This window comes from Bacillus sp. PSXD-155 (assembly GCF_049310765.1).
In the GTDB taxonomy this organism is placed as follows: domain Bacteria; phylum Bacillota; class Bacilli; order Bacillales; family Bacillaceae_G; genus Bacillus_A; species Bacillus_A cereus.
Window position 1 is genome coordinate 1 of the sequence record NZ_JBMOWC010000056.1, and the last position, 12,808, is coordinate 12,808.

Consider the following 12,808-nt stretch of genomic DNA (forward strand, 5'->3'; position numbering starts at 1 on the left):
TTACAACTTTACATTATTTGTTGTTATTTCTGTTATTTAGACTTGACTTTCATTACACTCATTGTTTTTTATTCTAGTTAACATAACGCTTATTTTTAACATAAAAAAATCCTCCTCACCTTCAGGAAGATTTTTTGTTTGCTATTATTTTATTTATATCTTCTAGTAACAATCCCAATTGTAAATGACATTGGAAAAATCTAGATTTAACAAATCTTCCTTACGTATAAAGAAATTAGCAACCCCAGAATCGCCCCACATAATATTTAATGAATCGTCTGTATCGATTTGCAGCAATAATATGTCATGTTGCTGGTATTTTTCTTCCCATTCCCTTGGATCTGTCTGTGTGAAAAATGGATAACCACCAATTTTATGTCCTTGATCCTTACATAAATCATCATACAGTTCGCCTAATTCTGTATTATTTTCTTCATCAACAATTTCTTCCCAATCAATGTTATCACTAAAAATCATTTCAAATCGATAATCTCTTGGTGTTACTGGTTGATATGCCAACTCAAACTTTAGTTTTGCTGCTTTGGGTATGATAAAATTCTCTAAATCTAAAGTGTTTAAATAACTAAAATCAGTAATCACCTTAGTTAAATCCGCTGTGATTGTAGAATGATAAACAATTCGAAAGTCTTTTTGGCTTGTGGGATGATCAAAATCTGCTCCAAAAAGATCTTCTTCAGCACTTATGAAAAACTGTAACATTCCATGTTGAGGCATATGTTCAATGTTTGGTATTTCTTCAAGGTTTAACTGCGCAAGTAACATCATAGGTTGTCCGTTTGAGTCTTTAGGATGCTCTTGATCTATAGGTAAATACGGATATCCACCAAACTTACTTTCAAAAAGCGTTGTCTCTGCTTGCGTTCCAGACACTTTAACATACGGTTTCACACTTTCTTCTAAAATACTACGATACTGTTCTAGTTCTTTCGGAATTTGAAGTTGATACGTATTCTTCACTACATTTGCCTCCCTTTAGTAATGAATTGAAAATGCCTAACTTAATTATATAGCAAGCGATAGCTTAATTGAAAATCGTTAAAAATCCATTTTCACCCTCATTTTTTGCGCGCTTGGTGGACAAAGTAGATTATGTTCTAAAACCTTTTTATTAATAGTTCGAATTAAGTCCGCTGCTTCTGCAGTATTTGTATTTTCTTTTAGTTTTTCTTTTAAATCATCAATTTCTTTTGAAAGCTCAATCCACCTAGGTAAAACATGATTATTTGCTAAAGTTCTATAAAGTTGCTTTTCAGGATTGTAAGAAAGATCTTTATCAAGATTAAGAGGTTTCCCTTTACCAGGTAAATTATCAAAAGCTCCTTTCTTTTCTGCTTGTTTAACGATAGAACTAATATGATCCTCATACGTATAAGACCAAACTTTCTCATCTTTTACTAAAATCTCTTGTTTTTTTAGTTTTTTATCTAGTTCTTCTTGATTCATAGATTCTCTCTCCTTTTTATTTTCTAATGTCGTTTTTGTAAATTCTAATGCCCTTAATCCATCGAATAGCTTTTCTCGCCACCATACGCTATCATGTCCGCCTTGAAACTCTTCGTAAGTGGTTTGGGCGTTTCTTTTCTTCTAAAGCTTTATATAGCCGTCTATTAGCCGTTAAAAGAGGTTCGTTTTCGAGTTCACCTACTGCTATGTAAGAATGTAGATGAGTCGCATTAGAATATATTGATGAAATTTGATTTTCAATCCAAGGAATTGTATTTTCATAATTCTCCTTTTTCCAATGTACGGATCCAGACAGTGACAACACATTTCCGAAAATATGTGGATTTTGAAGTGCTGCATAAAAAGCTGCTAAGCCACCAAGACTGAAACCAGCAATTGTTATATGATTCTTTTCTTGATAAACGTGATACTTAGCTTGAATCCACGGAAGTAATTCCTTCGTTAAAAATGCATTCATTTTATCGTTATAAGTTAGCTCTTCTAATCGATCGACAGGATCTATAGCAATAGCAATACACGATGGGATTTCTTTTTCGTAAATTAAATAATTAAGTGTTTTTGTGATTGAAAGGTAATTAATGAATGAATTCCCATCAAATACAATGAGAAGTTCTTGAAGATGTGAAGTGTGAGAATAATCATGAGGCGTATAAATATGAATTTTGCGTGTGTTATTTAAAATCGAACTATAAAAAGAATATGTTTCAATCTTTCCGGATGGATAATCATTTGAAGGAAAACGACTGCTATATTGCACCTCCATTCCTATGTTTAACACAGACGCTTTATTGGTACCTTCTCCAAATGTATTTCGATTAAATTGGTCTATTTCGTACTGTTCACTACGCTTTATCCAATCATTTTCGAAAACATCGTTTACTGAAAAATAGTACGTTGAAATAAAACTCTTATCCGTCCTAAACGTTACATACCAAATATCTGTCTGTAACAATCGTTGTAATTGATTTACAGACAAATCCCAACCAGGAAAACTACCGAATACATAAACGTTTTCAGTGTTTTGATCCCCTAACCATATATACGTTATAAGCTTATACTGATTATCTGCAGGGCATTGTTCTATTAGTGGCGTGTGATTTGACTTTATTTCATGCAAAAAAGTATAAAGAGCTTTTTTGTTTCCATTCTTTAATTAATTTTTAAGCTTCTCTAACTTAGGACTGATTATTGTAGTCACCTCTCCTCCTTTGTAGTATTCTATATGTAGTTTTTTTCATTAGAATCCCTATATAAAAGTAGTCGTAAGTTATTTGTTTAGCGAAGTTATTTATTAGAAAAATAATCAATTGCCTGAATAGAAAGTTCTAATGATTTTATTCTTCTTTCTAAAAGCGTTCTTTGAGGACTCCCAAGCTTTGACTTAACGTAAATCTTTTCAATTGATGGAAGCAAACCAATTAGAACATTACGAGCTTCTGCTAAATCTTCCTGAGTATAATAATGAGTTTCTTGCTTCCAAACACTTTCTAACATAGCTAAGCCGATACTAGCTGCTTTGAGTCTTTTTTTCACTAAAGTAGTATTTGATCCTTTTTGAGTCATCTGTGATAAGGCATTTTCAAGTTTACTAATTGTTGACTGTAAAGATTTTATTGATTCTACTTTATCTATATTTGATACGTTTTTCATGTTAATGTTATCCCTTCTACGTTGCTAACTTGTTTTGTTTAATGTTTAATGAAATCCTTAAAAGCTTGATTTCACTCGAAATATTTTAACATAAATAACTAACTGTATTCGAGTTGGACAATAACTTAAAGTAAAACAGCTATTCCTCTCTCCTCCCCTGTATCATTCTATTATATGTACTTCTTTCTTCTCATTAGAATTCCTATATAAACTAGTTGTTAATATTGAATGTTTTATGAACAAAAAAACGTACAAGTAATGTAACCTGTACGTTTTCGCTTTTATTCAGTAAGGTAATAAAGTAATAGCTTCCTGGTCTTCTCATAACTTATGAAATCTCTATACAAAATGGGATAATTCACAATTTCTGTTTCTAGAAAACGATATTGCGGAAACCACTCAAAAAACGATTTTCTTAACCACTTTATTTGTTGAAACGTAATGTTCTGTTCGTTTCCATTTAGTACAGAATTTAAAGTAGCTGCTGTATGCATCCAATAATGATTAAAATCAGCGTTTATACAGTCATCTTCGGTAAATTTACTTTTTAAGTCTCGCTGCAATTTTGCTGTAGCACGATAAGGAAACGGTTTATGAAGTGGACTATGCATTTTCTGCAATTCCTTAAAAATAATTCGTTTTCCTAACTTCAACTTTCCACCCCTTTATTTCCCTATCCAATTTAATAAGTTTTCATAATGATATTGAGCATCTATATACCCAAGATTATATAGATTAACGAGCTTTTCCTTATTTCTTTCTATTCCGCTTATAGGAAGCTGTACACTTGGTTGAATTACATAAAAATTATCTTTTTGTTCTTCTCGATTCATATAAGATATCGTCTCATTATAAAAACGATAATGGTCTACTAAATTCTCTGCGATTTTCGGATATTTTCTATATAAAATTTTAGCCAGGCCTGAAAATTTATTTCGCTGCTTCTCATATCCTTCTGGCTTTGTCATAATGACAACGTTCTTTTCATAACCATCCTTTTGGGCTTTCAAAACTGGTATAGGGTCTATAATCCCTCCATCTAATAATTTTCGATTATTATATTCTACAGCAGGTGCTATAAACGGTACAGAGCTTGAGGCGCGAATGATTTTTAAAATATCATTTCCGTGTTCTGCTTTATTATAATAAATGGCTTGTCCTGATTCGCAATCAGTCGTCCCTATGACAAACTGTTCATTACATTTTAAGAAAGTTTGAAAATCAAATGGTACAATTTTATTAGGTACTTCATCAAATAAAAAATCCATTCCGAATAATTCGCGTTTTCGAATCAAATTTCGATAAGATATATAACGGTGATCTGCTACTAGCTCTGTATTTACTTTCTTATTTCTCCCTTTTTGACGTGATAAATAAGTTGCTCCCATACAGGCTCCAGCTGATACGCCGACTACATACGGAAAGAATAAGTTCTTTTCCATGAAATATTCGAGTACACCTGCAGTATATAAACCTTTCATTCCTCCGCCTTCTAATACTAAACCTATATTCTTCATGCTATATCCCTCTGCTTCTTTTTTCTTAATTTCATATTAGCATAAGATTTTAAGATGAGGTTATATAAACTAATTACAACAATAACCAGAAACTACTAAAGTAATGTCATAATATCTTTGTGAGTAACATGTTACAATATAAGTAATTCATTCCACATATATTAAAGGAGGAATTTAATATGGGTTTATTTAGCGGTATTTTAGGAAATGCATCAAATACGAGTTCTGAAAGTGTAGAACGTGATTTAGAGAAGATTATGCTAGACGATGAAAAAGTAGAGCATGCTTATAAATTAATTCGTGATTTAATCGTATTTACAAATCGTCGTCTTATTTTAGTAGATAAACAAGGAGTAACTGGCAAAAAAACAGAATACCATTCTATTCCTTATAAAAGTATTACACAATATAGCATCGAAACGGCTGGGCATTTTGATTTAGATGCAGAACTTAAAATTTGGGTGTCTAGTATGGAGGATCCAATTACGAAAGAATTTAAAGGTGACGATAGTATTTTAAGCATTCAAAAAGCGTTAGTAACCTTTACGACAAAGTAGTGGTTTTTGTATTTTTATTCATTTTTAAAATTACTAATCCGAGTATTTTGGAAGAACATACATTATTTTTGTATTTTTAATCTAAAATAACATAAAAAGGTAAAGCGTATTTTATATGCTTTACCTTTCTTTTTTGTAATAAATAAGTGTAGTTTCATCATTTAATTTCTTTATAACTTCTGTTCTTTTATACTCCATCTTTTCATACAAAAAACAATTTTTCTCTTCTTCTAAAATAGTAGCAAGTTCCCAGCTCGTTGCTTCAGGAAACATTTCCTCAATTAATGTAAGTACCTTTTGGGCAATTCCTTTTCCTTGATAACTCGGGTGAATAAACATTGGACTGATCCAAAATTTAGAGGGTGTTTCTTTTTGTGAAATGCATATCGCTCCAACAAGATTCATTGCCACTATTATTTTATAGAAGCCACCGTCTACATGATTTATTCTACAAATAGTTTTTTCGATAGTTTCATTTGCTGGATTTGTTTCATAGTCTTTATATTTATGTAATAAAGGGCTAAATGAGTCTATTTGCATTTGAAATATAACTTCTGCATCACTTTCTGTCGCCTTCTCTAATGTAATCTCCATGTTACCAATTAAGTCGCTTTCTTAACGAGGTAATATGAGCGGTATGATGACGACCATGCCATGCATATAGTCCTATTGCAACAGCAAGTTTTGTTTCACCAGTTTCAGGATGGTTAAATGTCTTTTCTAAATCTTCAATTTCTAGAGAATATAAAAGGTTAACCCATCTTTTATGTAATGAATCTAGCATTACTAGTGAAACATCTACCGGTAATTTTGAATCGGGTAACTCTGCCCACTTCTCTTCTTTATACGGCTTAATAGTTGGATTCTTTTCTGTCAGTGCTAATTTAAAGCGTATGTAGCTATTCATATGGCTATCAACAACGTGATGAACAACTTGACGGACAGTCCACCCTCCAACGCGATATGGTGTATCTAACTGCTTCTGATCTAAATCTTTAATTGCCTTTGTTAGTTCATGAGGTAAATCTTCAATTTCTTGAATCCATGTATCAATCATTTCTTCAGTTATAGGACGTTTGTATGTAAATTGGCCAATTGGATAACGTAAATCATTCATGAATAAGTCCTCCTTATTATAAGCGCGAAGTATTTCTCCAAATATAGTGTACAAACTTCACATGTTCTCCATTTAATTCTACAGATGTTATATCTGATTCGTTTTGATAAGAAGAAAATCCGCTTTTTTCTAGTACAATTTGTGATGCGAGATTATTAGTAGTTGTTTTAGCATGAACTTCAGTAATTTCATTCTTTTTCGCTACATCTAAAATTAATTTTACGGCTGCTGTAGCAACGCCTTTTTTAGTAAATTTTTCTTCGACCCGATACCCTAGAGAACTAATTCGAGTTTCCGTATCTATATCTACTAAATTAATTCGCCCTACAATTTCTTTTTCTTCATTACGAATTAAATAAAAATAAGAATCTCCATCTGCTTGTTCTATTAATAAATCGTCTAGTAGTTTTTGGAAATATTCAAATTCAAAATATTTTGAGCCACGATTTGGTACCATTGTTTCAAAAAAATATTTATTCGTAAGTTCAAACGTAAATAAATCCTTAGCATCTTGTTTCTTTAGTTGCTCTATGTATATTTCCATCCCGTATTCTCCTTCTAGATTTACTAACTGTTATACATTCTTTTTTAATCAATTATATTCCTGCTATTACTTTCGATTAAGTAATACAGATAGTAGCACTTTCGGATGAAAAAGATGAAATGGACTACGAATTAAATTCATCACTCGTACTAACCGAATATAAACATCAGAATTACTTGCGGATAGTCGATATATTTGTTTCGTATACCATAGCTGAAATTTTTGTTTTGTAGTTAATTCTCTCTTTAGTTGCGGATGACGTGATATTTCCGTTGTTGTCATATCCCATGGGGTTTCTATTATATTAGCTGCCTTTTTATAAAATTGTTGTGTAAATGTTTTATCAAGTTGTTTTCTACCTTGCAGAAGTAATTGCAACTGGTGAGCCTCCATAGCAGCAACTGATACGCCTTGGCCGAAAACGGGATCAAAACGACATTGCGCATCTCCAACAACTAATAAGCCTTCTGGTACATTATTCACTAAATCAAATCGCCGGCGTACTTGATAGGGAATTTTGTATGTCTTTATATCAGTAATTCCCTCAGCCTTGTTTAGGAAGTCTGTAACATTAGAAATTGATAGGTTTTCAGCAAAATCATAAAACTCATCATCTGTTTGTGGTGCTTTCTCGTTTGCGTATCCACTGAAAGTAACAAAATAACGATTATCTTCTATCGTTTGAATAAGAACGCCATAAGGGTTATCAGGGAAACTCGGAGACATTAGCACATTGCAACAGTCTAATTTCTCATTTTCTTTAAGTTTGAACATTTTCGTTGCGTAAAATAAATCAATACGAACTTTCTCTTCTTGTACTTCAATTTCGTATTCTCGTAACCACTCTATACTTTTTGAGCCAAATCCACTCGCATCAACTACAAGGTCTGCATGAACTTCTTCTTGTATGTCTGTCTCTAAATATTTAACTTTTACTCCACACACTTTGTTAAGCTTTTCATCTACCAATAACCCTTTAACCAATGTTTCATATTTAATAGTAATATTTGAAATCTGATGTATTCGTTTTTGAATATGCCATTCTAGTAAAGGACGACTTTGTTGAATCATATGTACTTCCCCTATGAAAGGTTGTTTCCATAGACCGAATTGATGCCATTTCAAATCACGTGTAAAGTTGTTTATAATACTACCCGCTTCTATTAATTCATTCGTAATAGTAGGAAACAATTCTTCAATTGCTTTTTCTCCACCTTTTAATAACACGTGAGGATGATTACTTTGTGGAACTCTTTTTCTTGAAGCTTTTCCATCCCATTTTTCACCGACTTCTAAAATGATTACTTCTTTAAAAAAAGTTGATAATGCTTTTGCTGCAAACTTTCCTGCCATACTTCCACCAATAACGATAGCCTTATTAAACATATTTTCCCCCTTAATAAAAAGAGATCCTGCCTTGTATGAATGAAACAGGATCTTAAACTAATTAACTTCTTTATCATTATACTTAAAATACATCAGTAAATTGCAACGTTAAAATTAAAATACCTAATCCCCATACGTAATACGCGAATACTTTTAAGGAGTGACGTTTTAAATATTGAATCATCCATGAAACGGCTATGTATCCAAAAAACGCTGCTGATAACGTTCCGACAATTAAAGATGTACTAGAAATAGATTCTGCTTTCCCTTGAAAAACGTCTGCAAATTGCAAAATGATAGCTCCAACAATAGCTGGTGTCGACAGTAAAAAAGAAAAGTAAGCAGCAGTTTCACGGTCTAATTTTCTCCATAATGCAGCGACAATTGTCATTCCAGAACGGGAAATGGCTGGAAAAATAGCAGCAGCTTGAAATGAACCGATAATTAATGCGTCTTTATATGTTATGTCACCCATTTTTTTACGACCATTCTTTTGTTTATCTGCCATGTAGAGAAAGAATCCGGTCACTAAAAACTCCCAACCGATCGTGATTCCTGTTTTTGAAATATCTTCAAAGAAGTCTTTAAACAATAAACCAATAACAACTGCAGGTATCGTCCCAACAATAAGTAATAACATGAGCTTTGAAAATGGGTTTTTAATTAAATATATAAATTCTTTTTTGTAATAAATAAACACTGCAAGTAAAGTCCCAATATGCAACATCGTATCTAAAAATAAGCCTGCTTCATCTAATTGAAATAAATGCCTTCCTAAATAAAGATGTCCGGTACTACTGATTGGTAAAAATTCTGTTAAACCTTGAATTATACCTAATATGAAAGCTTCTAACCAATTCATGATGGTCTCCTTTCTCTTTTGCTTGTACCAATATATGAGGGTTAAATTTTCGATATGAAAAAAACTATATTTCTCTATGAATTTACTTTTCGTTTATGGATATATATGTAAAGAGAATTAAGGAGGGTTATTATGTGGAAGCACACAAAATTCGGTAATGTATTACTTTGGATGGGCCCTATCCTTGTATTTTTAGGACTATGTATGACAAATGTTATTTCAGATATTCCTTTCTTTGAGGGAAAACATAAAACGCTTGGTATTGTACTTATATTTATAGGGATATTCTGTTTTATTGTGGCTAATCATTTGAAAAAAGGAGAAAGATATGAAGAATAAATCTAAATAAAAAACAATCCTGGCATATTAGCTAGGATTGTTTTTTATTAATGTTGATTATTTGTAGAATACTTTATCAACGTTATATTTCGCTTTGTATTCATTAATGATATACGTTTCGTAAATTTCTCTTTCTGTTGGATCTTCTACGATACATGCATCAATGCGGTATACTTCATCACGGTGATTTTTAATTGGTGAAACATTATCTTCAAAATGCTTCTTAATACGTTGTCTAATTTTACGAGCTTTACCTACGAAAAGTAGTTCGTCATTAATATTGTAAAACATAAAAATGCCGCCTTTATCTCTAGGGAACAAGTGGAAATCGATAAATCCATTAATTGGAGTAATGATTGGCTCGTCTCCTTTAATAACTTGTTTACGTTCAGTAATTGTAACATCAACTTCAGGGATACTAATTTTAATCAAGTTCATTCACGTCCTCTTTTATTATAAAGATAAATAATAGCATACATATGTAAGAAAAGCTACGTTCATAGGTATATTTCATTTTATAATTCAAATATTATAGGTGTATCATGTAAACTCTTCTTCCAAATCATATGATCACTTGATTCTCCCCAATAATCTTTCAGTACATAACTAGGCTCTCCAAACTTCTTTGTCCATATACTTTGCGCTTTTCTGTATCCACTATCTAAACAGAATTCTGTTATTCCTCTGCTAAGTAACGTAAGAAACATTGTATGTAGCAGTAAACTCCCGATACCCTTTCTTTGATACTCTGGAAGTATAAATACAGTTCCTATTTCATACAAATCCTTAAGTACACCACCTGTACAACTATTAATCAATGTACTTGCTGGACCAACTTCAATTGTTCCAAGGATTTTATCGTTATTTGTATCAATCGCTAATAAAAAGTAACGACTTTCTCCGTTACTTTCAAAATCACTTTTCAAATACCGCTTTTTTGAGTTAATTTCATTTTCTATGTCATCCAATAATTGTGACAATCCTTCATTTTTGTATGTATTCGTAATAACGATACGGAAAAATAAATATAGTTCATCTACATCATTCAAATTCGGTCTTCTAACTGCAACGTTAGTCATGAATGCATTCTCCAATCTTCATTATGCCATTGTCAATACAACACTTTACATAATCTATTCATCATTATTCTGCAAAAACCTGCATAAATCCAGCAGTATAGAAAGCTCAGTATAAATATCAATAAAATAATTTTTATATCCATAGTTGTATGAACAGCAGGACCAAGTACCGGAAAGCGGAAAACATCGAGAACGATCATAATACCTATAAGTAGACAAGTTGCTGAAAAAGAAACAATCCAAATTCTTTTCTTTAATTTTAAAAAGGATACCCCTAAGGCTAGACCTAATAAGCCTGTAGTAAAAGGAAAAACAATTAGTTCACTGGGCTCAATAATAAATAATAGAAGAATAGTAAGAATATAAGAAAGTATTCCCTCACGAATAGAATAGAAAATAGCAAAAAAAATCGGTAATGTCGAAAATGGACTAATGAGCAAACCTATACCAGGAATTAAGTTCCCCGCTGCTTGAAACATGGTAGCCAATGCACTCATCAAAGCTGTAAGTACTAATTTATTCGCAAGGGACAATTTCCTTTTATGAACAAAGCTTGTATCATGCTCTATCATCAGTTGATACCAATAACGTACAAACCGATTCATTAAAATACCCCCTAAAGATACCTCATTCATTACTTTCTATATTATTCGTACACATACGGTTTATGAGTTACTTTCTGCAAGTTAATAGATGCTCATACATTGAAGATTTTTAGGGGGATAAGTTAAGTCGTGCGTTTTGGGAACAGAATGAATTCCTTATATTATATTTTTAGACTGATAATTTGTATCGTATTAAGGGATAATTTCAAAAATGGTACCTTTATTAAAATCAGTTACTTTCATAGAACCGTAAACTCCTAAATATAATTTAGTTTGATTCAAATTTGTTCCTAAACTCATATAATAAGCTGCTTGCGTACCAAAATCATAATTGGTTTCAATAGCATGAAAATCAGCATGTTTACCGTCTGTACCTGCTCTAGTATATGCTAAAACACCTTTAACTGGCGGTCGAGAATCTTCTTTCTTAGCAAGGTCAGTAAACACTACGCTACCTGTTAAATTTGGAATTGCATTTCCCATATATGGCTGAACTCCTGTAAGGGAAGTTCCTCCAAACTTATCGGGTCTGGAATCTTGATGAAAATAACTAAGTAGAGGCAGAATACGCCTCGCTGAAGTTTGTATTGTTTCATCATAATAAGTCATTGTTCTTTCATCCAAAGTCTGATTTTCGGAACAATGCCGTATAAAAGAAGTAGGTAAATCCCCTTCCCATCCTCTCCAACCAAAATTGATAAACCCATCTTGATTGGGAGTGAGCCTCATAAAATGCATTTGAACAAGTTCTGTAACCGGTATAGGTTTATATTGAACAAATGAAAAAATAGACTCTACAATATCTTGTCCGACATTTCCGGCGTATTTGATATATTGATTATAAAACCTTTGAAATGAAATGCCGGTTATATTACGTACTCCTTTTGCAATTACTGTAAGTGTTTCTTGTATAGATAAAGGAAGTTCATCGAAGCGTGTAACTACAGGAGGGTTATTTATAAATGTATTTTTACTTACATCGATTTCAATTATTTTACCTGCTATTTCTAAATCATCTTGGCTTAAGTTAAATGGATCATAACCTGATCCGCCATCTCCATTTGTAAAAACAAGTTTTCCAGTCTCAGGTGAAAAGTTTAAACTATTGACTCCGTTATGATTAAAAAATGGTCTTCTTACATTCAGTAATGTTCGTCGCTTTTGAGCTTGACCATTAGGTTGTAAAGTCCATTCTTCCACAGTATCAATGTGATCATATTGCGTATTTCTATTAACCCACTTTAAATTTAATGTTTTAGGGTCACAAGGATTCGGTTTAAATTGTTCAGAAAGTGCACCTGGCCCTTGAGTTCCGGCTACTGAATAATGTAGATAAAATAACCTATTTTGATAAAATTGTGGATGGAACGCAAGTCCTAGCAATCCGCGTTCATCATAACCGCTACTAGAAACACCTTCTTCAAATGTACCTAATTTAATAATTAGGTGACGAATATCTAAAAATATCTTTATAACTCCATTCCCTATGTAAAAAATCTCTCCTAATTGGGTTGCGATAAATAGTCTTTCGGTCGATTCGCCTGGAAGTATTGTTGTTTTCAATACGGTTGGTAAATTTATATTATGAACAATGGGTCGTAAACTAACTTTAACTTTTGTCAATTAACTGTACACCCCTTTTTCTTCTTTTTATAGAAGAATATGAT

The 12,808-nt window shown here is 32.2% G+C and carries 15 protein-coding genes and 1 pseudogene; 2 read left to right on the top strand and 14 right to left on the bottom strand.

The features are described 5' to 3' along the window. Positions 1-162: 162 nt before the first annotated feature. The 5 genes and pseudogenes from ACO6VI_RS28375 to ACO6VI_RS28395 all read right to left on the bottom strand — a co-directional run bounded on the left by ACO6VI_RS28375 (position 163) and on the right by ACO6VI_RS28395 (position 4,652). Positions 163-978, bottom strand: coding sequence for a YwqG family protein (locus ACO6VI_RS28375; RefSeq protein ID WP_000799810.1), 816 nt, complete (start codon positions 976-978; stop codon positions 163-165). A 78-nt stretch (positions 979-1,056) separates the two neighbouring features. Continuing rightward, positions 1,057-2,683: pseudogene (locus ACO6VI_RS28380) on the bottom strand (DnaJ family domain-containing protein). Positions 2,684-2,769: 86 nt separating this feature from the next. Next, the gene (locus ACO6VI_RS28385; RefSeq protein WP_023522106.1) at positions 2,770-3,135 is read right to left on the bottom strand and encodes a hypothetical protein; all 366 of its coding nucleotides are present in this window, start codon (positions 3,133-3,135) and stop codon (positions 2,770-2,772) included. A 281-nt stretch (positions 3,136-3,416) separates the two neighbouring features. Further along, positions 3,417-3,788, bottom strand: coding sequence for a YxiJ-like family protein (locus tag ACO6VI_RS28390; RefSeq protein ID WP_000765936.1), 372 nt, complete (start codon positions 3,786-3,788; stop codon positions 3,417-3,419). 12 nt (positions 3,789-3,800) lie between these two features. Next, on the bottom strand, positions 3,801-4,652 hold the full coding sequence (locus ACO6VI_RS28395) for a patatin-like phospholipase family protein (protein ID WP_023522107.1): 852 nt from the start codon (positions 4,650-4,652) through the stop codon (positions 3,801-3,803). A gap of 179 nt (positions 4,653-4,831) precedes the next feature. Between ACO6VI_RS28395 and ACO6VI_RS28400 the strand changes: the two genes are divergently transcribed. Beyond that, positions 4,832-5,209, top strand: coding sequence for a PH domain-containing protein (locus ACO6VI_RS28400; RefSeq protein ID WP_000522472.1), 378 nt, complete (start codon positions 4,832-4,834; stop codon positions 5,207-5,209). Between the two features lie 120 nt (positions 5,210-5,329). Here ACO6VI_RS28400 and ACO6VI_RS28405 read toward each other — a convergent pair whose 3' ends face one another. The 5 genes from ACO6VI_RS28405 to ACO6VI_RS28425 all read right to left on the bottom strand — a co-directional run bounded on the left by ACO6VI_RS28405 (position 5,330) and on the right by ACO6VI_RS28425 (position 9,118). After that, on the bottom strand, positions 5,330-5,803 hold the full coding sequence (locus tag ACO6VI_RS28405; RefSeq protein ID WP_000406643.1) for a GNAT family N-acetyltransferase: 474 nt from the start codon (positions 5,801-5,803) through the stop codon (positions 5,330-5,332). 1 nt (position 5,804) lies between these two features. Further along, on the bottom strand, positions 5,805-6,326 hold the full coding sequence (locus tag ACO6VI_RS28410; RefSeq protein WP_000999062.1) for a YfiT family bacillithiol transferase: 522 nt from the start codon (positions 6,324-6,326) through the stop codon (positions 5,805-5,807). 16 nt (positions 6,327-6,342) lie between these two features. Beyond that, a complete protein-coding gene (locus tag ACO6VI_RS28415) occupies positions 6,343-6,870 on the bottom strand; it encodes a GNAT family N-acetyltransferase (protein WP_161519863.1) in 528 nt (175 codons plus the stop codon). A 66-nt stretch (positions 6,871-6,936) separates the two neighbouring features. Further along, positions 6,937-8,256, bottom strand: coding sequence for an FAD-dependent monooxygenase (locus ACO6VI_RS28420; RefSeq protein ID WP_000482039.1), 1,320 nt, complete (start codon positions 8,254-8,256; stop codon positions 6,937-6,939). A gap of 82 nt (positions 8,257-8,338) precedes the next feature. Continuing rightward, positions 8,339-9,118, bottom strand: a complete 780-nt coding sequence (locus ACO6VI_RS28425) for an undecaprenyl-diphosphate phosphatase (RefSeq protein ID WP_001104276.1) — start codon at positions 9,116-9,118, stop codon at positions 8,339-8,341. A 132-nt stretch (positions 9,119-9,250) separates the two neighbouring features. On the opposite strand from ACO6VI_RS28425, the gene ACO6VI_RS28430 reads away from it, so the two are divergent. Beyond that, complete coding sequence (locus ACO6VI_RS28430) at positions 9,251-9,457, top strand: hypothetical protein (RefSeq protein ID WP_000265470.1); 207 nt, start codon at positions 9,251-9,253, stop codon at positions 9,455-9,457. 57 nt (positions 9,458-9,514) lie between these two features. Here the strand turns inward: ACO6VI_RS28430 and ACO6VI_RS28435 are convergent, their stop codons facing one another. From ACO6VI_RS28435 to ACO6VI_RS28450, 4 genes are all read right to left on the bottom strand, one after another. Beyond that, on the bottom strand, positions 9,515-9,895 hold the full coding sequence (locus ACO6VI_RS28435; RefSeq protein ID WP_001048947.1) for a nucleotide excision repair endonuclease: 381 nt from the start codon (positions 9,893-9,895) through the stop codon (positions 9,515-9,517). A 77-nt stretch (positions 9,896-9,972) separates the two neighbouring features. Continuing rightward, positions 9,973-10,536, bottom strand: a complete 564-nt coding sequence (locus ACO6VI_RS28440; RefSeq protein WP_063547448.1) for a GNAT family N-acetyltransferase — start codon at positions 10,534-10,536, stop codon at positions 9,973-9,975. 32 nt (positions 10,537-10,568) lie between these two features. Beyond that, positions 10,569-11,141, bottom strand: coding sequence for a hypothetical protein (locus tag ACO6VI_RS28445; protein ID WP_001079231.1), 573 nt, complete (start codon positions 11,139-11,141; stop codon positions 10,569-10,571). Between the two features lie 192 nt (positions 11,142-11,333). Next, positions 11,334-12,764, bottom strand: a complete 1,431-nt coding sequence (locus ACO6VI_RS28450) for a PQQ-dependent sugar dehydrogenase (protein WP_000169996.1) — start codon at positions 12,762-12,764, stop codon at positions 11,334-11,336. Between the last annotated feature and the right edge of the window lie 44 nt (positions 12,765-12,808).

Excerpts from the sequence above, each read along its gene's own strand:
- ACO6VI_RS28415 (WP_161519863.1), bottom strand. The coding sequence starts at position 6,870 with ATGGAAATATACATAGAGCAACTAAAGAAACAAGATGCTAAGGATTTA.
- ACO6VI_RS28430 (WP_000265470.1), top strand. The coding sequence starts at position 9,251 with ATGTGGAAGCACACAAAATTCGGTAATGTATTACTTTGGATGGGCCCT.
- ACO6VI_RS28395 (WP_023522107.1), bottom strand. The coding sequence starts at position 4,652 with ATGAAGAATATAGGTTTAGTATTAGAAGGCGGAGGAATGAAAGGTTTA.
- ACO6VI_RS28440 (WP_063547448.1), bottom strand. The coding sequence starts at position 10,536 with ATGACTAACGTTGCAGTTAGAAGACCGAATTTGAATGATGTAGATGAA.
- ACO6VI_RS28405 (WP_000406643.1), bottom strand. The coding sequence starts at position 5,803 with ATGGAGATTACATTAGAGAAGGCGACAGAAAGTGATGCAGAAGTTATA.
- ACO6VI_RS28400 (WP_000522472.1), top strand. The coding sequence starts at position 4,832 with ATGGGTTTATTTAGCGGTATTTTAGGAAATGCATCAAATACGAGTTCT.
- ACO6VI_RS28425 (WP_001104276.1), bottom strand. The coding sequence starts at position 9,118 with ATGAATTGGTTAGAAGCTTTCATATTAGGTATAATTCAAGGTTTAACA.
- ACO6VI_RS28445 (WP_001079231.1), bottom strand. The coding sequence starts at position 11,141 with ATGAATCGGTTTGTACGTTATTGGTATCAACTGATGATAGAGCATGAT.
- ACO6VI_RS28385 (WP_023522106.1), bottom strand. The coding sequence starts at position 3,135 with ATGAAAAACGTATCAAATATAGATAAAGTAGAATCAATAAAATCTTTA.
- ACO6VI_RS28435 (WP_001048947.1), bottom strand. The coding sequence starts at position 9,895 with ATGAACTTGATTAAAATTAGTATCCCTGAAGTTGATGTTACAATTACT.
- ACO6VI_RS28410 (WP_000999062.1), bottom strand. The coding sequence starts at position 6,326 with ATGAATGATTTACGTTATCCAATTGGCCAATTTACATACAAACGTCCT.
- ACO6VI_RS28420 (WP_000482039.1), bottom strand. The coding sequence starts at position 8,256 with ATGTTTAATAAGGCTATCGTTATTGGTGGAAGTATGGCAGGAAAGTTT.